17 protein-coding genes and 4 pseudogenes are annotated in these 19,222 nt (G+C 63.1%); 11 read left to right on the top strand and 10 right to left on the bottom strand.

Annotated elements, in window-relative coordinates; all coding sequences use genetic code 11:
• Positions 1 to 455, bottom strand: a pseudogene (locus C9E82_RS21975) (transposase); the annotation flags it as partial.
• Between the two features lie 175 nt (positions 456 to 630).
• Positions 631 to 1,815, bottom strand: coding sequence for a cupin domain-containing protein (locus C9E82_RS21970; protein ID WP_205962200.1), 1,185 nt, complete (start codon positions 1,813 to 1,815; stop codon positions 631 to 633).
• Positions 1,816 to 2,137: 322 nt separating this feature from the next.
• On the opposite strand from C9E82_RS21970, the gene C9E82_RS21965 reads away from it, so the two are divergent.
• Positions 2,138 to 3,163 (top strand): LacI family DNA-binding transcriptional regulator, encoded by a 1,026-nt coding sequence (locus tag C9E82_RS21965; protein ID WP_119899381.1) that lies wholly within the window; start codon positions 2,138 to 2,140, stop codon positions 3,161 to 3,163.
• Between the two features lie 55 nt (positions 3,164 to 3,218).
• Here the strand turns inward: C9E82_RS21965 and C9E82_RS21960 are convergent, their stop codons facing one another.
• The 3 genes from C9E82_RS21960 to C9E82_RS21950 are packed head-to-tail and all read right to left on the bottom strand — an operon-like array spanning position 3,219 to position 5,800.
• Entirely contained in the window at positions 3,219 to 3,917 is a 699-nt protein-coding gene (locus C9E82_RS21960; protein ID WP_119899383.1) for an alpha/beta fold hydrolase, read from the bottom strand.
• Positions 3,917 to 4,726, bottom strand: a complete 810-nt coding sequence (locus tag C9E82_RS21955; RefSeq protein WP_119899385.1) for an HpcH/HpaI aldolase family protein — start codon at positions 4,724 to 4,726, stop codon at positions 3,917 to 3,919. Before C9E82_RS21955 ends, C9E82_RS21960 begins: the two co-directional genes overlap by 1 nt.
• Positions 4,727 to 4,786: 60 nt before the next feature.
• Positions 4,787 to 5,800 (bottom strand): nuclear transport factor 2 family protein, encoded by a 1,014-nt coding sequence (locus tag C9E82_RS21950; RefSeq protein WP_119899387.1) that lies wholly within the window; start codon positions 5,798 to 5,800, stop codon positions 4,787 to 4,789.
• Between the two features lie 374 nt (positions 5,801 to 6,174).
• Between C9E82_RS21950 and C9E82_RS21945 the strand changes: the two genes are divergently transcribed.
• The 6 genes from C9E82_RS21945 to otnC all read left to right on the top strand — a co-directional run bounded on the left by C9E82_RS21945 (position 6,175) and on the right by otnC (position 12,685).
• A complete protein-coding gene (locus C9E82_RS21945) occupies positions 6,175 to 7,227 on the top strand; it encodes an ABC transporter ATP-binding protein (RefSeq protein WP_119899389.1) in 1,053 nt (350 codons plus the stop codon).
• A 150-nt stretch (positions 7,228 to 7,377) separates the two neighbouring features.
• Positions 7,378 to 8,517, top strand: coding sequence for an ABC transporter substrate-binding protein (locus C9E82_RS21940; RefSeq protein WP_244936059.1), 1,140 nt, complete (start codon positions 7,378 to 7,380; stop codon positions 8,515 to 8,517).
• A gap of 70 nt (positions 8,518 to 8,587) precedes the next feature.
• Positions 8,588 to 9,610 carry a carbohydrate ABC transporter permease gene (locus C9E82_RS21935; protein WP_119899393.1) on the top strand — a complete coding sequence of 341 codons (1,023 nt, stop codon included), beginning with the start codon at positions 8,588 to 8,590 and terminating at the stop codon, positions 9,608 to 9,610.
• Positions 9,610 to 10,761, top strand: coding sequence for a carbohydrate ABC transporter permease (locus tag C9E82_RS21930; RefSeq protein WP_119899395.1), 1,152 nt, complete (start codon positions 9,610 to 9,612; stop codon positions 10,759 to 10,761). The genes C9E82_RS21935 and C9E82_RS21930 overlap by 1 nt, the downstream gene beginning before the upstream one ends.
• A complete protein-coding gene (gene otnK / locus C9E82_RS21925) occupies positions 10,758 to 12,047 on the top strand; it encodes a 3-oxo-tetronate kinase (protein WP_119899398.1) in 1,290 nt (429 codons plus the stop codon). Before C9E82_RS21930 ends, otnK begins: the two co-directional genes overlap by 4 nt.
• Complete coding sequence (gene otnC / locus C9E82_RS21920) at positions 12,047 to 12,685, top strand: 3-oxo-tetronate 4-phosphate decarboxylase (protein WP_119899414.1); 639 nt, start codon at positions 12,047 to 12,049, stop codon at positions 12,683 to 12,685. The genes otnK and otnC overlap by 1 nt, the downstream gene beginning before the upstream one ends.
• Positions 12,686 to 13,058: 373 nt before the next feature.
• On the opposite strand, the gene C9E82_RS21910 is transcribed toward otnC, so the two are convergent.
• A complete protein-coding gene (locus C9E82_RS21910; RefSeq protein WP_147393115.1) occupies positions 13,059 to 13,655 on the bottom strand; it encodes a Rossmann-fold NAD(P)-binding domain-containing protein in 597 nt (198 codons plus the stop codon).
• On the opposite strand from C9E82_RS21910, the pseudogene C9E82_RS21905 reads away from it, so the two are divergent.
• A pseudogene (locus tag C9E82_RS21905) lies at positions 13,655 to 14,115 on the top strand (transposase); the annotation flags it as partial. The gene C9E82_RS21910 and the pseudogene C9E82_RS21905 sit on opposite strands and share 1 nt — an antisense overlap.
• Positions 14,116 to 14,280 (top strand): annotated as a pseudogene (locus C9E82_RS24670) (ATP-binding protein); the annotation flags it as partial.
• 465 nt (positions 14,281 to 14,745) lie between these two features.
• Here the strand turns inward: C9E82_RS24670 and C9E82_RS21900 are convergent.
• The 4 genes from C9E82_RS21900 to C9E82_RS21885 all read right to left on the bottom strand — a co-directional run bounded on the left by C9E82_RS21900 (position 14,746) and on the right by C9E82_RS21885 (position 17,695).
• Entirely contained in the window at positions 14,746 to 16,320 is a 1,575-nt protein-coding gene (locus tag C9E82_RS21900; RefSeq protein ID WP_119899402.1) for a GMC family oxidoreductase, read from the bottom strand.
• A 17-nt stretch (positions 16,321 to 16,337) separates the two neighbouring features.
• Positions 16,338 to 16,859: a Twin-arginine translocation pathway signal gene (locus C9E82_RS21895; protein WP_119899404.1), complete on the bottom strand. Its 522-nt coding sequence runs from the start codon at positions 16,857 to 16,859 to the stop codon at positions 16,338 to 16,340.
• 62 nt (positions 16,860 to 16,921) lie between these two features.
• The gene (locus tag C9E82_RS21890) at positions 16,922 to 17,317 is read right to left on the bottom strand and encodes a VOC family protein (protein ID WP_119899406.1); all 396 of its coding nucleotides are present in this window, start codon (positions 17,315 to 17,317) and stop codon (positions 16,922 to 16,924) included.
• 84 nt (positions 17,318 to 17,401) lie between these two features.
• A complete protein-coding gene (locus C9E82_RS21885) occupies positions 17,402 to 17,695 on the bottom strand; it encodes a ribbon-helix-helix domain-containing protein (protein ID WP_119899408.1) in 294 nt (97 codons plus the stop codon).
• Between the two features lie 292 nt (positions 17,696 to 17,987).
• On the opposite strand from C9E82_RS21885, the gene C9E82_RS24255 reads away from it, so the two are divergent.
• Complete coding sequence (locus C9E82_RS24255; protein WP_147393116.1) at positions 17,988 to 18,224, top strand: hypothetical protein; 237 nt, start codon at positions 17,988 to 17,990, stop codon at positions 18,222 to 18,224.
• Positions 18,225 to 18,428: 204 nt separating this feature from the next.
• Positions 18,429 to 19,222: pseudogene (locus C9E82_RS21880) on the top strand (transposase); the annotation flags it as partial.

The following is a 19,222-nucleotide window of genomic DNA, read 5'->3' as shown; positions in this document are numbered from 1 at the left end:
GACGCTCTCGAACGGCCAGGAGCCTCTTTCGGAGTCCCCGTTTTCGGGTCGAAACGTCCACTGGACGTTTCTTTGCCTCAAACTGCGCCTGCCGCATGGTGATGGGCCCGGATGACTGTGCTGTCGACCATCCGAAGCTTGTCCGGCGCAACCCCAGCGTGGTTCGAGCCGCGTCCAGGATATCCTCCCACAGTCCCGCAAGGGTCCAGCGACGGAACTGGCGGTAGACCGACGACCACCTGCCGAACTCCTGGGGGCAGGTCCCGCCATGGCGCACCCGTTCGCGTTCGGCGCGGCCTCGGACCGGTGGCGGCTCACGCTTCACTCCAGAAAATTCCATCCATAACAAGGGGATGATTGGACGGCTTGCGCCCGTTCGGGTTTCGGACTGCCCGCATGAAGCCCTCGAAGAAGGCCCACTCATCGTCAGATATCAGGTTGCGTGCCAAGCTCATCCCCACGTGGAGATGAGCTTGAATCACAGGACGACCCGAAGCGGAACAGGGGAAGCCCTTTTGTCAATAGGGCGTAGGGGCCCCAACAGCAGAACGCGTCCACCAAGGTGGACGCGTTTCCCTCGGCCATTTCGGAACAGTTCCTCAGCTTTGCTCGGTCAGATGAACAAGTCCATCAAACCCGGACCGGTTCAACCTCAGACGCATAAAGATCCTTTACCTTCTGCGGCAAGAGAGCCAAGGGCGCCACATATCCGTCGGGATCGATTGCGAATCCAAGCCTAGCTGCCTCTTCAAGGATCTCCTCGGACCACTGGATCCGCTTCTTGTGGTCGCCTGCGGTCATGAGAATGAATTCTGCGGCCTGGCTGCCGGTATTGCGGATGGAACGCCAGGAGTCAGCGGGGAAGGAATAGAGATCCTGCTCGTTGACAGTCTGGATCACTTCGCTTTCGCCCTGGTTCTGGCTGATTTCGACCGCACCGGAAAAGACGATGATCACCTGCTTTTCGCGCAGAAGATATTTCCCGATCGAACCGCCTGCAGGAATGCGACCCCATTCGATCGACATGCCGTGGGGATTCGTGATCTGCGGGACATGCTCGCGATCCTGAGTCATGCCATGGCCCAGAACGGGTGCAAGCTCTCCCCCGTGGCCAGGAATGCAGCTGTCCAGCAAAGCGGCGCCCGAGAAGGCCCTGGAATCACGACGCACGACCCTTTGGGACATCTCCTCCACGGTATACTTGCGCAGGCTGTCGATCTGCTCCCGCGTCATTGGCTCGATCAATTCCGATTCCGCCGGTTTCGGCTGGCCCTGTTGGGTATCGACCAGCAGATTGTCACGGGTGAGGTAAAGGCCATGTTGCGCCGCCACTTCCAGAATATGGGGATGCCACAGGATCCCGCCTGTATCGTCACCGCCAAGCGCGGTGAAGATCCAGCCGTCATCGTCGCCAATATTCGAGAAACCACGGAAGATCCAGGTCGGAATGCTGACCACGTCGCCGGCGGTGCAGACCACCTCTCCGTCTTTGCCGTCCGCGCCCCAGCGGAATACCCATTTGCCTTTGTAGATCATGAAGACTTCGGCAGTATAATGGATATGCAGGTTGTTGGTGATTCCCGCCGGCATGGCCGCCACGCCCAGGCTGAAGCCATGCGGCTCTGACAGGCTGACCTTCTGGTCCTTCGACTGCGTCACGCCGGGACCGATGAGGGAATAGTTTTCCTTGAGGTGCGAGCCGGGCATCTTGCAGTCGATGAAGGCCACGCGCTCGGCCACCATGTCTTGGCGGCGAACCAGCCGGTTCCGGCTTTCTTCCTTGGACACCTCTACGGCGGACACGGGATATTCCATCGTTTGATCGCTCCTTCTTGATACGACAATTCGCGCAGGGATGAGATGCCCCACAGCAGGACAGATATTGCTGGCGATGGTTCTTCGCTTGTCCCCGTAGAAGACAGTGTCCGGGACACGCCTTACTCTCGCCTGGGCAAACCCTGTTATGCATTCGAATGCATAATAACTTGCATTCGAATGCGTGCAAGACTTTTCTGAGGCGGATTCCCGTTGTATCTTCGGCCGGGCTCGGGCCTGGCCACTTCCAGCTGTTGAACACCCTTCTCGGCCCAGGCGGCGGCGGATATGTTCCAGGCGATCCGAGGACGGAGACGGAAAGATGAATGAACCTTCGACAATCCGGCCGAGAAGGATCACGTCCTATGACGTGGCGCGTGCCGCCGGGGTCTCGCAATCCACGGTTTCCCGGTGCTTCAAGGACGATACCAAGATCTCGCCGAAGACCCGGGATCACATCCTCCGCATCGCCCGGGAGATGGGCTATACGCGCAATGCGCTCGCGCGCTCACTCATCACCCAACGCTCGAACATGGTCGGCGTGATCGCGACGGCCTTCACCATCCGCAACAACCCGGAACTGATCTATGCCGTGGGCGATGCCTTGCAGAACTCGGGGAACAGCCTGTTTCTCATGGTGATCAAGGATGACGATTCGATCGGCGCATCGCTGCAGAAGGCCGTCGAGTATCCGCTGGACGGGCTGATCTGCTGCGCACAGATGCCGCCGGACTGGATCGAGCAGTTCGCGACGCGCGGTGTCCCGCTGGTATTCTTCAACAGGGTGGTGGAGACGACCGTCGCGGATTGCATCGCACTCGACCACGCCACTGCCGGGCAGCGGATCGCCGATGTGCTTTTCGAGGCCGGGCACCGCTCTTTCGTCTGCATCAGAGGACCCGACCGCGCGCCGGTCAGCCAATTGCGGGTCGAGGCCTTCCAGAACCGCTTGCACAGCCTCGGGATCGGAACCATTCCGACACTGAGCACGGATTTTTCCTATGCCGAGGGACGGCGCAGCTTCCTGGACCTCATGGCCAGGATGGACCGCCCCGACGCGGCATTCTGCGCGAACGACCAGTTGGGCCTCGGTGTGCTTGACGCCTGCCGCTTCGATCTGGGCTGGCAGGTCCCCGACGACATCTCGGTCATCGGGTTCGACGACATCGCCGAAGCCGGCAGGCCCAGCTATGCCTTGACCACGGTCCGGCAACCCATCGTGGACATGGCGGAAACCGCCGTCTCGATGTTGCTGGAACGCATGGAGGAACCCGATCTGGAAGCGCGTCGCATCATGGTGCAGGGCGAGCTTATCCGCAGAAGCTCGGCGCGGCTGGCCGGAACCTGATCGCCGGGCCGCAACGGGTTTCCAACCCGCGCCGAACCCTTGCCAGCAAGCCGCGTCAACTGCGATCCTGCCCCCGGCCGAGCAGAAAGGCGCGGATCGCCTCGGCGCACGCCCGCGGCGCTTCCAGCGGCAAGAAATGTCCGGCGCCATCCACGAGAACAAGCTCGTGCCTGCCGATGGCGGCAGCCCGCATGGCTCGATCCGGTGGAGCGGCGGGGTCTTCGCGACCGGTGATGAACAGAGCCCGAGATCGTGCGGATGCCAGCATTGGTTCGGCGCCCGGCCGCCGTAGTGCCAGCTCTGTCTGCGCCGGCAGGTCCTGAACCGTCTGCTCTGCCATGGCGACGATCCGGTTTCCCACCGCGGGATTTTCACGCGCATCCGGTCCGACGAGGGCGGGCCAGGCGGCGGCCATGACCGCGCCCGGCCCTTCGACAGAGATCCGGGCCAGTTGCTCCAGACGTGCGGCGCTTTTTTCCGGCGTATCCGCGAAGGGATTCGCGGCGATCAGCACCGCCGCCAGCGCCCGCATCCGGTCGAGATGGTGAGCCGCGAGGATCGCGCCGAGCGAGAAGCCCAGCACGATGTCCTCATCTTCCACGGATGCCAGCTCAGCGGCGTAATCCTCGACCGCCGGCCGATCGAGCCGCACCGAACGGCATTGCTGCGGAGAGACGGCCAAAGCCCCCAGAAGCGGTTCGAAAACCTCGGCCGTGCAAAGGGTCCCCGGCAACAGCCACCAGCGCCCGGACATCAGTAGCCCGTCCCCGCCGGGGCAACCGGGGTCACGGTCCCGCGTAACGTTTCGGCCACGGCGGTGCGCAGGGCTCGGGTCAGCAGCCCGAAATCATTGCCGGGCGTGACCAACGCGAATCCCTGGGCGACCCGACGCGCCGCATCGGCGCCATCCGCGCAGAAGATGCCCGCCGGAATGCCGGCGGCCTGGGCGCGCGCCAGAACATGCGCGATGGCTGCCTCGGACTTCTGCCGGTCCGCGCCGACGGCACCATCGAAGGCAAAGGCCATGTCGTTGGGGCCGACATAGATCATGTCCACCCCCTCGACCGCCAGGATCGCGTTGATGTTGCGAACTGCCTCGACCGTTTCGATCATCGGGATCACGAGGTTTTCGGCATTGGCATGGGCGACGTAATCGGCGCCGCCATAGAGCAATCCACGCGCCGGACCGAACGAGCGCGACCCGGCCGGCGGATAGCGACAGGCGTGAACCAGTTCCTCGGCCTGCTTGACGCTGGAGATCATCGGGCAGATGACCCCATATGCGCCTGCGTCCAGCACACGCATCAGCAAGGCCGCGTCCAGCGAGGGAACCCGCACCAGGGGCGTTGCCGGCGTTGCGGAAACCGCCTGCAACATGTGCAGCGCATCGGTCAGACCGATCATGCCGTGCTGCAGGTCGATGGTGGCCGAATGGACCCCGGCATGGCCCAGCCCCTCGGCGGAGTAGGACGAGGGGATCGACAGCCAGGCATTCACGATGGTCTGCCCCTGCGCGATCATCTCGCGCAGGATGTTTCGACGGATATCGGGTTGGTCAGTCATCTGGCTTCGTCCTGTCTTTGGAGTGCGAACCGCGTGCGGAAGGATGTCGGGTGCCTGGCCTCAGTCATGTGCGCCGGTTTGCAGCAGGATCTGCTTCCAGATCGCGGTTTCGTCGATGAGGGTGAATTCGTTGCGGATCGCCGGACCGCCATCGTCGCCATAGGGTCCGAATTCGACATGGCTGATTCCCATGACATAGACCTGCGCCCCGGTCGGCGTGCCGAAGCGGCCCCAACCGGAATGCTTGCCCCATAGCGTCCAGCGAATGGCCGACCTGGGCGGCAGCAGCGGATCGTCACGACCGATGACATGCTCGATGCGGAACTCGGCATGGGGAAAGGCCGCACGCAGGCCCATCCAGAACTGATCCGCCTCGGCGCGCCCATAGACGGTTTCGCCGCCCGGATAGTGCAGGTTGCAGGCGCGGTCGTAGTTCGAGGCGATCACCTCCATGTCGGCGGCCATGATCCGGTTCAGGATCTCGGCATGACGCTGCCCCCATTCATTGTCGTTGCCGCGGCCCGTATAGGAGCCGGCCACATCGTTTTCAGGGGTGAAGGGGCGCACGCAATGGTCCGGTCCTCCTTCCCGCGCGATCAGGTCACGGGTCCAGTCCACGACATCGAAACCCATTTGCCGCACGATCGCCGACTGATCGCGCACCAGCCATTCGTCATGAATCGCATCATCGCGAATCGCGCAATCGGCGATGATCCGATAGGCGAGGCGCTTGCCTGTCGGTGCCCCATACATGCCGGGACGGGTATGCCGCGCCCAGGAAATCAGCCGGTGCGAGGACAGGAATGCGTCCGAGCCTTCGGTCGCACCTGCCGGATCCTCGCACCAGATCACATCCTCGCCGGGCAGTTCGCGGTCGGGGAATTCGGCCAGGGTGGCCATGGTCGCAGCGATGACGTTGGTGTTGTCCATCACCACCGAGGCGGGGGATCGCACGATCAGTCCGGGCGCATAGTGATGGCGCAGGCTGCCGATGTGACGATCCTCCCAGATCTTTTGGGTTACCCCATTGATGAAATGCGGGACATCCCGCCATTTCGCGTCGAAACCTTTCATGACCGCTCCTTTTCTCCTGTTGATCTGGATCCTGTATCCGTCCGGGCGTCAGCCTTGCCTTTTCGGCGCGGCGGCCGCCGTGACAGGTATTGCGTCTGTCAGCTTGTCCGCGCTCGGCGGGACGCATCCTTCGTTCTGCTGACCGGCTGTCCTGCAGCGCCCACAACACGCCAGACGCGGGCACGGCGTCGGCGGCTGCTGCGATTCGCCGCCGCTTCGGCCTGAATTCCTTCCTGAAATGCTCGGGGAAACGGCTCGTTCATCATGGCGCATGAGTTCTTCCTCTGCCTTGCACATTAACGGTTGCCAGATCCGATTTTCTGTGTCTAGTGTATTTATGCATTCGAATGCATAAAAGGGAGGAACTGGGCCGGATGGCAGAAATCGTCTTGCGCAACGTCACCAAGCGGTGGGGCTCGTTCACAGGAGTCGCATGCACCAATCTGACAATTGCGGATCGTGAATTCCTGGTGCTGCTAGGGCCGTCCGGCTGCGGCAAGACAACCACGATGCGCATGATCGCCGGATTGGAGGACGCCACCGAAGGCGACATTCTGATCGACGGACGCCGGATCAACGACCTTGACCCGAAGGATCGCGACATCGCCATGGTCTTCCAGAGCTATGCGCTCTACCCCAACATGAATGTCTACGAGAACATCCGGTTCCCGCTGAAAGTGCGGCGCGTCCCGGCGGAGGAACATCACGACCAGGTCATTCGCGCCGCCGAAATGGTCGAACTGACGGATTTCCTCGACCGCCGTCCAGGCGAATTGTCCGGGGGGCAGCGACAGCGCGTGGCGCTGGCCCGCGCAATTGTCCGGCGTCCGAATGTGTTCCTGATGGACGAGCCCTTGTCCAACCTGGACGCCAAGCTGCGTGTTTCCACCCGTGCGCAGATCAAGAACCTGAGCCACGAACTGAAGGTGACGACGATCTATGTCACCCATGACCAGATCGAGGCCATGACCCTGGCCGATCGCGTCGTCATCATGAAACACGGCGTCATCCAGCAGGTCGGCACGCCGGTCGAGATCTATGACCGTCCGGCCAACACCTTCGTGGCAAGCTTCATCGGCAATCCCGCCATGAACCTGATGGAGGGCACGCTGCAGGATGGCGTGTTCACCGGTCGCAATGCGCGCATCGCCGGCATTGCCGGTCCGGATGGACCGGTCGTGCTGGGGTTCCGCGCCGAGGATGCCACGGTCGTTCCCGCCGGGGGCGACATCGTGGCACCCGCTTATACCATGGAATTGCTGGGTGATGCGACCATGGTCGCGGTGCGCGCGGGCGGTGCGCTGGTCACGGTGAAGGCACCGAAGGACTATCGCGTCGAAATCGGCGCGCCGGTCGAAATCTCGGTCCCTGCCGCGATTTGCCAGCTTTTCGATGCTGACGATGGCAGCCGGATCGAGCCCGCCTGACCCGACTGCTCAACAATCAAGGCCGAGAAACACCACCGGCCGCAAACAACAGGAGAGATCACGTTGAAACGCAAAAGCCTCCTTGTCGCCGCCGTGCTTGCGGCATTGGTTTCCGGACCAGCGACGGCAGCCTGCAGCTTTCGCAACGAGGTGCCGGTAAGGATCCTCAGCGCCGCCTTCGAGGCATGGAAATCGGTGACCGATGCGATGGCCGAATGCGGCAATGTCACCGCTTCGCTGGATCAGGAATTCCGCACGAAGCTGTCCGCCGCCTTTGCCGCCAAGCCGGCGCTGTACCAGATGGCCGGGGTTTCCAACACCACGATCCCGCCGCTGCTGAATCAGAACACGATCCGGCCATTGAATGACCTGGTCGAAAAACACGGGCAGCACCTGAAACCGAACCAGCTGATCAAGGTCGGCGATGACATCGTCGCCGTGGCCATGATGGTGAACACCCAGGAGCTTGCCTACCGCAAGGACATCTTCGACGAGCTGGGCCTCGAGGTTCCGGGGACCTATGACGAGCTGTTCGAGGTTGCGGAGAAGATACGAGAGTCCGACAAGGTCGCCTACCCCCTGGGCGGCACGACGATGTCGGGCTGGAACCTGGCGCTGGAATGGATCAATTTCTACGCCAGCCTTGCCGGCGACAGTTTCGTGAACCCGGACGGCACGCCGAATTTCAACAACGAGAACGGCATCAGGGCGCTGGAACTGCTCAAGCGCACGACCGAATACATGGATCCCGAATATCTCATGTCGGATTCCACCTTCGTCCAGCAGCAGATGCAGCATGGCAAGATCGCCATGGCGAATCTCTGGGCCAGCCGTGTCGGCGCGATGGATAACGAAGCCGAATCGACAGTGGTCGGAAAGGTCCATACGGCCCCGTCGCCGATTGCCGCCGAAGGCGCCCGACCGGTGGCCATGCTGTATTGGGACGGGATCGTGATCCCCAGGAACATCTCGGACGAAGCGGCCGAAGCGGCTTTCCGCGTCGCCATGGAGGGGCTCAGCACCGAGATGGTGCAGGCCCATAACGACGACGCGGTCTGGCTGATCGACGGTTATCAGCCGGGTCGCCTGGCCGAGGGGGCAGTGGCCACCGCCACCGCAGATCCGGGTCCCGTTCCCTATCCGATGACGATCGAGATGGGGTTGGTCCATTCTGCCATCGGCAATCAGATCAGCGGATTCTTCACCGGCACAAAATCGGCCGAGGCGGCATTGATGGCCGCGGAAGAGGAATATCGGACCGCGGCAGGCGAGGCCGGTCTCTTGCACTGATCCTGCGTCGGCCGCGACAACAGATCGTCGCGGCTCGCAACGCTCCATCGTAGGATAGGAAGAAAAAGCGATGCGCTTCAAAACTTTCGCTTGTTTCGTCGGGCCATCGCTCTTGCTGATGGTGCTGTTCATCGCCGTGCCGCTGGTCAGTGTGTTCATCCAGAGCTTCCATGTCACGCAACCGGTGATCGAGCGGATCGAGACAGAACGCTGCACGGCGGGCTTCCTGGAACAGCAGTGCTCCACGGAAATCAAGAACGTCCCGGTGCTGGATGAGCGTGGCTCGATCGTGACCACGACCCGTTTCGTCGGCCTGGAGAATTACCGGGCCGTGGTCAGGCCCGACAGCGTGCAGGCCGCGATTTCGTCCTGGAACTGGCCGGCGCTGATGGCGATCGATTTCTGGAAGGCGTTGCGCTTCACGCTCAGCTTCACGCTCATCACCCTGCCTCTGGTCATTGGACTGGGCCTGACGATCGCGCTGGCGGTCAATAATACGACGCGTTCGATCCGCGGTCCCGTCATCTTCGTCTCGTTGCTGCCCTATATCATAACGCCTGTCATCGGTGCGCTGTCCATTCGCTGGCTGTTCGTGGGCGATGGCATCCTGACGCAAGCCATGGAAGCCTGGAGCGGCCGGCAGATCTCGATGTTCGCACAGGGATGGACCATCGAACTGCTGATGCTTTTCTATCGCGTCTGGCATGTGGCGCCCTTCGCCTTCGTGATCTTCTATGCCGGGCTGCAGACCATGAACCGGGATGCGATCGAGGCCGCCATGATGGATGGCGCCTCGCGCTTCGAGCGGTTGCGCTATGTCATCATCCCACATCTGATGCCGCTGATCTTCTTCGTCTCGCTGATCCACCTCATGGATGCCTACAGGGTCTTCGAGGAGGTCGTCGGCTTCCGCAGCCAGGCGCATGTCATCTCGCTGCAATGGCTGACCTATGATCTGCTGCAACCGGACGATGCGGGCAATCGCGCGGTCAGCCGCGCCTCGGCTTCGGCCATGCTGACCATGATCGGCATCGTCATCCTTCTTGTTCCATTGCTGCGCAAGTCCTGGCGCGACCACAAGGGAGTTCGCTGATGTCCACCTCCAAGGCGCTGCGCCAGCCCGTCACGCTGCGGATGCTCTCTGCCAGCTTCCTGACCTTCTGGTGCCTGCTTGCCGCCTTTCCGATCGTCTGGATCGCGGTGATGAGCGTCAAGGCACCCCTCGACGCCTTCGCTTCCAATCCGTTCGACGTCATCCTGGGGCCGATCACGAAGGCACAGGGCCGAGGGCTTACCGTCCTCGATATCGCCGTGTTGCTGATCGGACTCTGGCTGGCCGTCCGGGTCGCGATGCGGGTCCTGCCCGGGCTGGCGGCGCGTTACAGCCCGCCGGGATTTCTGGCGCTTGGCTGGGTTGTCGTCATCCTTGGCTATGGGATCGCGCTTTTCCTGCTGGGTTTTGTTGTCTTGCCGCCGGTGCTGGGCGCCATCAACGCGGCCCTCGGGCTCGATCCGCTGATCGGCCTGACGACGCAGCATTATCATTCGGTCTGGGTGAAAAACGCGTTCTGGAAGAACTTCGTCAACTCGGCCGTCGTCACGACCGGCGTTGTGACCATCTCGCTGACGGTCGGGACTCTCGCCGGGTATGGGCTGGCGCGGTCGGGGTCGAACCTGGCCTTCTGGCTGCTGATCGCGGCGCTGATATTCCGGGCGCTTCCGCATTCGGTGCTGGTCGCAGGCTATCTGCCGATCTTCATCAATTCGGCCGAGATCCTGCGCCCGATCCTCGGAGAAAATGCCCCAACGCTCTATGGCCAGCCCTTGGCGGTGATTGCGGTTCTGGTGTCGATCAATCAGCCGTTCACGATCTGGATGCTGCGCTCTTTCTTCCAGAGCATCCCGGCCGAACTGGACGAGGCTGCCCGCGTGGACGGCTGCACCCATTTCCAGGCGTTCCGGCGGGTGATCATGCCGGTGATGTGGCCGGGTGTGATCACGACCGGGCTGTTCAGCTTTCTTCTGGCCTATAACGACTTTCTGGTGACCTCGCTGTTGCTGGATCAATCGGACATGACGATGGTTCCCGCCATCGCGGGCTATTTCAACCGCGAGACGACGATGACCGATCAGGTGGAGGCCATCGCCGCCGCGGTCTCGATCACGGCACCGCTGTTCCTGCTGGTGATGATCTTCCAGAGACAGATCGTCAGCGGCTTGACGGCAGGAGCGGTCAAGGGATGACCGGCCCGGTTCTTGGCGTCATCGCGGACGATTTTACCGGCGCGACGGATATCGCTTCGATGCTGGTTCGTGGTGGGATGCGCGTGGTGCAGACCATCGGGCCCGGAGCCGTGCCCTTAATTGCCGCCGAGGCCGATGCGGTTGTCATCGCCCTCAAGACCCGCTCGATCCCGGCGCCCGAGGCGGTGGCCCAGTCTCTGGCTGCGCTGGACGCCCTGCGCGCGGAAAAGATCCCGCAGGTGCAGTTCAAATACTGTTCCACCTTCGATTCGACCCCGGAAGGGAATATCGCGCCGGTCAGCGAAGCCCTCGCCGCGGCGCTCGGCTGTTCCTTGATCCCGCATGTCCCGGCTTTGCCGGTCAATGGCCGCACGGTCTATAAGGGGCATCTGTTCGTGGGGCCGGCGCTGCTGCATGAATCCGGCATGCAGGCGCATCCGCTCAACCCCATGACGGATGCCAATCTGGTGCGATGGCTGGGGCGACAGACCCGACAGCGGATCGATCTGGCCGATCATCAGCTTCTGTCCCAAGGACCGGAAGCCCTGCTGACGGCATTGGAACGAATGCGGCAGGCGGGAGCCCTTCACGTCATCGGCGACGCCATCGACGACGACGCCCTGTCCATCTGGGCTTCGGCGCTGAGCGACTACCCGTTCTTTGCCGGAGGCTCAGGATTGGCAACGCCGCTGGCCAGCAGATTGGCCGAAACGGGACGATTTGCCGCCCAGAATACTCCGCCCGGTTTCGCGTCGGAAACGAACGGCAATACCCTGATCCTCGCCGGGAGTTGCTCGGCCGCGACCCTAGCGCAAATCGAGGCTTTTCGCGACAAGGGCGGGCAAATCCGGCAGATCGAGCCCATCGCGCTGAGCGAAGACCCGAAAGCAGTGCAGGACCTGATCGACTGGGCCTCGGATGCGCTGAAATCGGGACCGGTTTTGATCCATGGCTCGGCGAGACAAGAGGACGTCGCGGCGGCGCAACGCGCTCTGGGCGTCGGGCGTGCCGGGCAGATCGTGGAAGCCGCCTTGTCGGACATCGCCCGTTCCCTCGTCAAACTGCCGCAGACCGGACGTCTGGTCGTGGCGGGCGGGGAGACCTCGGGGGCGGTCGTCTCGGCCCTTGGCGTGGCGGCCTTGCGGATCGGAACGGAAATCGACCCCGGCGTTCCCTGGACTCTTGCCCTTGGACCCTCCGGCGACCGGATCACTCCGCTGGCCCTGAAATCGGGAAATTTTGGCGGGCCGGACTTCTTCCTTCGCACCGCATGGGGGAACGCATGATGGGAACCGAATCCCGCATACGAGAGGAAATCGTCGCAGTCGCGACCTCGCTCTTTGAACGCGGCTATACCCATGGATCCACCGGCAATATCTCGGTTCCGCTTGAAGACGGGCTGCTGGTTACCCCGACCGGGGCATCCCTGGGGACGCTGGATCCGGCGCGGCTTTCGAAGCTCGACTTCGCGGGCCGGCTGATCTCCGGCGACAAGCCCACCAAGGAGAGTCTTCTGCATCAGGCGGTCTACAGGACCCGGCGCAGGGCGGGTGCGGTGATCCACCTGCACGGCACGCATTCCGTGGCCCTGTCCTGCCTGCCGGTCGAGGATCCCGACGATGCCCTGCCCAAGCTGACCGCCTATGGCCACATGCAATGCGGCCGGGTGGCGATGCTGCCCTATTTCCGGCCGGGGGATGCCGAACTGGCCGCCGCTGTCGAACGCAAGGCCAAGGCGCATTGGAGCATCCTGCTGGCCCATCATGGCCCCGTGGTGGCCGGCACCAGCCTCATGACCGCCATGCATGCGGTCGAAGAGTTGGAACAGACCGCAAGACTGGCATTGATGCTTCACGGGCGGAATCCAAATATGCTGACAGCGGGGCAGATCGACGACCTCGACCGGCATTTCCCGCAGGGGTGACATGTCTGGCGAATTCGATGATGAGACGACGGCAAGGCCGTGATTGGCGCTGATGGAGGCCAGTTTGATCGTCAGCGGCGCGTTGGTCGCGGTTTCAGCGCGACTGGCGTTGTTGGCCCGGATCGCAGAGCCGCCCGCACCGGAATAAAACTTCTGGCGTCGGTGGCTCGTAGCCGAGCGATCCATGCGAGTGTAAGGTGTTTGTCCACCGTCGGCATCCTTGAGGCGGCGAAAATCCTCGGTGAATATGTAGATATGGACCTCGGCCGCGATGCCGAGCCTTTCGCCCTCCTCGCAGGCGCGCAGGTAAAATTCCACTAGGTCGTCATCGGTCACGACATGGCCTTGCGCGTGATAGGTCGCTGGAACAAGGTCAGACGGGAGGTGATCGGTTTTCGGAGTCGGGTAGAGCCTCGAACATGATCCACCAGTCAAAGCTGCGCTCCGCCAGTGCGCGGACGATGGGCATCGGTACGCCTCGAATTGCCGTTGCCAGGATCTCGGGTCGGATCTTGCCAGGGGACATGATGCAGCCCATGGGATACGGAAAGCCGGCATCGCCGAAATAGAAATCCATCAGCAAGACAGTTTTCTGGAATATGGTTTCGTTGCGGCGAACCGACAGTGTCATCATCGCGGAATTGTTGTGTGTCATGTAGTGACGCCCCACCACGTCCGAAGAGTTGGCGATGCCGCGGGGCATCGCCTCGTTGGCCGATCGCAGCAACCGCGCGGCCGAGTTGATGGTGGAGGCGGTAAGAACATAGATCCTCGCGCGCAGGATTTGCAGACCCTCAGGCCCCTCCACCTCAATGCCGGAAATGGTCTTTCCATCGGGGGCCAGAAGGATGCGTCGAGCCGTGGTGTGGGTCGGATGCCGGTCACGCCCGGAAAGGGAAAGTGAACTGACCTGCCACGGGATTTTTCCTCCAGATGCGATTAGAGTCCGATCCAAGTTGAGGACGGACAATGAAGCGAACGAAATTTGCGGACGAGCAGATCATCAGCATCCTTGCCGAGCATGAGGACGGTGCGAAGTGCGCCGATCTGTGCCGCAAGCACGGTATGTCGGAAGGCACCTTTTACAACTGGAAGGCCAAGTTCGGCGGCATGACCGTGTCGGAGGCGAAGCGGCTGAAGGCGCTCGAGGACGACAGGAAGCTGAAGAAACTGCTGGCCGAACAGATGCTCGACCTGGCGGCAATGAAGGGCCTGGTTTCAAAAAAGTGGCAGGGCCCGCCGTGAAGCGCGAAGCCGTCGCATATCTGCTGGCCGACCATGGCCTGTCGGAGCGACGGGCCTGCCCTATCGTCGGTGCGGATCGGAAGATGATCCGCTATTGGTCACAACGCCCGCCCGACACGGAATTGCGTGGGCGGCTGCGAGAACTCGCCAATGAGCGCCGTCGGTTCGGCTATCGGTGGCTGTTCTACGAGCGCACTTCCATCATCGTGACGACAAACCTCGACTTCGGCGAATGGCCGTCGGTCTTCGGTGACGCCAAGATGACCACCGCTCTCCTCGAGAGCCTCACCCATCACTGCGACATTGTCGAGACCGGCAACGAGAGCTGGCGCTTCAAGACCCGAGAATGACCGGCTCCCATGCTGGCCCGATACGGCTGCGCTGTATGGGGGCTACACCGCATCGGGTCAGCTACCCCTGCGCAACCAGGGGGCATCTTTGGACGCCTATAAGGAGGCAAGATTCCGTGCCGATTGACAGACGGTCGCCCTGCTGGCGCTCAGCCAGGGCGAGATCGCCGCCAGCCTGGGCCTGCATGACAGCACCGTGGGGCGGGTGGCGCGCGATCTTCTGGTCGCGCGGCGACGGTCGCGAATCGCGACGAGATGGGCATCCCGGCCCGTAGCCTTCGCCTGCACGCGGGCAGACAAGCGGTGCGCAGCAGCGCGGAAGGTGCGCGCCGCACCGACTGCCTGCCAGACCGGGCGACCAGCTTCATCATCCCGTCACGATGCCCGCGGTGTCAATCCTCGCTCGGGGGACGTCCCTGCGCGACATCTGCCGGCATGCCATGCCGGCAGATGTCGTTTTGCCAATCAGAGATTTCCGGCCGCCATCTCGGTCGCGATGTGATCCGCCTGCCGGATCGCCAGGGCCACGATGGTCAGCGTCGGGTTCTCGGCCGCGCCGGTGGTGAACTGGCTGCCGTCGCTGACGAACAGGTTCGCAATGTCGTGGCTTTGCCCCCATTTGTTGACCACACCGTCCTCGGGGCGTTCCGACATGCGGTTGGTCCCCAGGTTGTGGGTCGAGGGATAGGGCGGCGTCGGCAGGGTGCGGGTCGCGCCCACCGCCTTGTAGATCGCCTGCCCGCGCGCATAGGCATGGTTGCGCATGGCGATGTCGTTGGGGTGATCGCTGAAATGGACATTGGCCACCTTCAGCCCGAACCCGTCCTCGACATCCGACAGGGTGACGCGGTTCTCGGCCTGCGGCATGTCCTCGCCCACGATCCACATGCCGGCCATGTTCTCATAGGCGTCCAGCGCGGTGGTGAATTCGCGCCCCCAGGCGCCGGGATCGAGGAAGGCCGCCATGAAGGGCAGGCCGAGCGCCAGCGTCTCCAGCTCGTAGCCGCCGACGAAACCGCGCGAGGGATCGTGGCGGGCCTCGTCGCGGATGATCCCGGCCATGGTGGTGCCGCGATACATCCTGACCGGCTGCTCGAATATGCCGTAGACCGAGCCGGTCGTGTGCCGCATGTAGTTGCGCCCGACCTGGCCCGAGCTGTTGGCCAGCCCGTCGGGGAACATCGAGGAATGCGAATTCAGCAGCAGGCGCGGCGATTCGAAGCTGTTGCCCGCGACGCAGACGACCCGCGCCTTCTGCAGATGCAGGTTGCCGTCCTGGTCGAAATATTCGACGCCGGTGACCTTGCCGCTGTCGTCATGCAGGATGCGGGCGGCATGGGCATGGGCGCGCACCTCCAGGTTGCCGGTGGCCTCGCCGCGCGGAATGTCGGTATAGGCCGAGGACCACTTGGCGCCCCATTTGCAGCCCTGGAAGCAGAAGCCGGTCTGCTGGCAGGCCAGCCGGTCGTCGTAATCGGCGCTGTTGATCGCCATGTTCCCGGTATGGACGTCCTGATAGCCAAGCGCCTTCGCGCCCTTCTCGAAGATCTTGTAGTTGTTGTTGCCCGGCAGGCGCGCCCGCTCGCCGGTGCCGGTCACGCCCAGCTTGGCCTCGGCCCTGTCATACCAGGGCGCCATCTCGGCCGCGTCGATGGGCCAGTCCAGCAGGCTTGCGCCCTCGACGGCGCCATAGGTGGTCCGCGCCTTCCATTCATGGTCCTGGAACCGCAGCGAGGCCCCGGCCCAGTGGATGCTGGTGCCGCCGACCGCCTTCACGATCCAGGCCGGCAGGCCGGAGAAATCCTTCGCCACCCGCCAGTCGCCGCTGGTCGTGCGCGGATCGGTCCAGGCCAGCTGGCCGAAACTGTCCCATTCGTCGTTGATGTAATCCTCGGGCATGTAGCGCCCGCCGGCCTCCAGCGCGACGACCTTGACGCCCTTCTGCGCCAGTTCGTTGGCCAGAACCCCGCCGCTTGCGCCGGTGCCGATGATGACGACGACATTGTCGTCGCCCAGTTCGAATTTGGCTGCCTGTGTCATGGTCGCTCTCCCCTTCCCTACAGCCAGTCGATGTCGTCGAAGCCGCGGTCGATGTAACCGCCTTCCGAGAATGACTCGCCCTCATAGCCGAAGATCGGCCAGACCTCCTTCTGGTTGTAGAGTCCGGTCACCAGCCCGCCCCGGACCGCCTGGAAGAAAGCCGTGTCCTCGATCCGGCGCAGGATCTCGACCCGCTCGGCCTCCCAGCCGGCGGCAAGATAGCTGTCGAAGCCCGCCGCGCGCGCGGCGGCGTCCAGCGCGGCCACGCCTTCGGCGACCAGCGCCTTCTGTTCCTCGCTGTCATAGGCCTTGACGGCGATGGCATAGAAGCGGTCGCCCACGCGGTCATGCGGATAGATGTCGCGCGCCATCTGCAACAGCGTCGCCATCTCGTGTTCGCTGATCGCCGTGACCTCGACCGCCCATGCCGCGTCCGGCGCGGCGATGAACCCGGCCCCCGCCACGGCCAGCGCCCCGGCCGCCACGGCACGCGACATCAGCGCGCGCCGGGTCAGCCCCTGTTCGCTCAATCGGGACATAACTCCTCCTCCCCTCTTGCGATGCGGCGGCGCGCGGCCTCCTCCTCCGCGCGCGGCCGCCGTTACCTGAAGCGACCGCCTCGTCGCAGCACCTCGATCTGATAGCCGTCGGGATCGGCGATGAAGAAGAACCGCGCGATCACCTCGCCCGCCGGAGCGAAATCGACCAGCTTGCGGGGCGCGAAGCCCTCGGCCTCCAGCCGCCCGTGCAGCGCGTCCACATCCTCCACCGAAAAGGCCACATGGCCGTAGCCGTCACCCAGATCATAGGGCTCGGTGCGGCCCTTGTTGATGGTCAGTTCCAGCTCGGCCTCGCTTTCGCCATTCGACAGGTAGACCAGCGTGAAGTCGGGAAAATCCAGCCGGTCGGCCACCTTCAGCCCGAAGCAGCGCTGGTAGAAATCGACCGAGCGCGCCTCGTCCAGAACCCGAATCATCGAATGGATGTATTTCGCCATCGCGGACCTCCCCATCTTCGTCACAAGACAAGGCTACGCAATCGCACCACGGGCCGGGTAGTAACCGACTACTACAGGCGCGGATTACTCGGCGGCGATGGCGCGCGGGGTGATCTGCTGTTCCTCGCCCAGGTGGATCGTGCAGGCGCAACGCAGCAGCGAGGTGAAATTCCGCGCCTCGCCATGCAGTTCCAGAACCTCGGAATGCAGTTTCGAGATGAAGGCCGGGGTCGAGACCCCTTCGCGTGCCGCAATGTCGTCGAGGATGCGCCAGAACGCCCCTTCCAGCCGGATCGAGGTCGACTGACCGTTCAGCCGCAACCGGCGGGTGACGGTTTCATAACGGTCCGGGCTCTGGCCCGCGAAGATCTGGCACATCAGCTTGATCTCGTATCATGACAGCTGATCGATCTTGCGGCAAAGGATGGTGTAGGTCAACGCGCCGATTTGCCTACACCCTCCGACGCCGGATGCGGGTCGGTTGATCAGCGCCCGCCGACGGGTCGGTCTTGATTGTCATCGCAATGTTGGCCGCGTTTCCAGCGCGGGAATGACGACCTCGGGTGTGCAATGGAAAGCCCCGCTGGAACGGGGCTGACATTTCACTCATCTCTGTTCCAGCCTTCCGATCATCCGGTGCACCAGATCGGCCCCGAAAGTGTCGCCTTCCTTGTCGCGGCGGCCGGCAACGTCGTTTGGAATCACCGCCATCTCGCCCGGCGAGGCAACTGAAAACAACGGGATCAAGCAAGCCATCCTCGATGCGGTCGACTTCGTACGGGAAAACGGCCCGCAACTGATGGTGCAGGCCTTCAAGCGACAGGTCGCGGGACGGTCAGTGCTGGATCCCGGACTTCTGCCCTTTGATGCCGATGTGCTGCAACGTAACCGGTGCAAAGACCGGTGAAACCGCCTCCATTTGCCCTCCCCCGGAAGCCGTCCAAACTCATAGAACAACCACGTGCCCGCGTGTGATTCGTCGCGGACAGTGGCGGCACCGGCAGCCACCCGGTCCATTCCTGCTGACCTGCCCGCCGGATGTTCCCTCGCCGTGATGTAGAGTCTGCCCAATCTGAAGGAGCAGACGAGATGAGGAAGAGCCGTTTTACCGATGAAGAGGGGACCGTGGCCCCAGTGGGGCCGCGTAAGCCCCGATGAACAGATTATCGGGATGATCAAGGAGCAGGACACTGGTTTGCCCACGTCCGAGCTTTGTCGGAAGCATGGGCTGAGCCCCGCGACATTCTACAAGCTGAAGGCGAAGTATGGCGGCATGGACCTGTCCGACGCCAAGCGGCTGAAGCAGCTTGAGGACGAGAATGCGAAGCTCAAGCGCCTGCTGGCCGATGCCATGCTTGACAACGTGGTGCTGAAGGCTCTGCTGGGAAAGCCCTGACGACGCTGGTGCAACGGCGGGACGCGGTGCTGCGGGCGCTGAGGGATCATCCGATCTCTCAACGTCGCGCCTGCGTTCTGATCGGTGTCGATCCGAAGACGGTGCGGCGCAAGCGGCCGCGCGACAACCCGGAGATCCGTGACGAGATGCACAAGATCGCCGAGCAGCGCCGCCGCTTCGGCTATCGGCGCGTGGGCATCATGCTGGAGCGCAAGGGCATGGTCATGAACGAGAAGAAGCTCTACCGGATTTACCAGGAGGAAGGTCTGTCGGTGCGGCGCAGGCGCGGTCGCAAGCGGGCGCGCGGCAGTCCGACCCCCATGCCAGTGCCGTTGTTGCCGAACCAGCGGTGGTCGCCGGACTTCCTGGCCGACACGTTCGTGGCCTGCCGCAGGTTCCGCATTCTGGCCGTGAACGACGATTGCTGCCGCGAAAACCGCACCTTGATCGCCGACACCAGCATCTCGGGGGCCAGGGTGGCGCGGGAACTGGATGCGCTGGTCAGGATC

This window comes from Paracoccus sigandri (assembly GCF_003709565.1).
Taxonomy (GTDB): domain Bacteria; phylum Pseudomonadota; class Alphaproteobacteria; order Rhodobacterales; family Rhodobacteraceae; genus Paracoccus; species Paracoccus siganidrum.
Note: the sequence above shows the minus strand (reverse complement) of the source record. Positions and strands in the feature narration are given on the sequence as shown.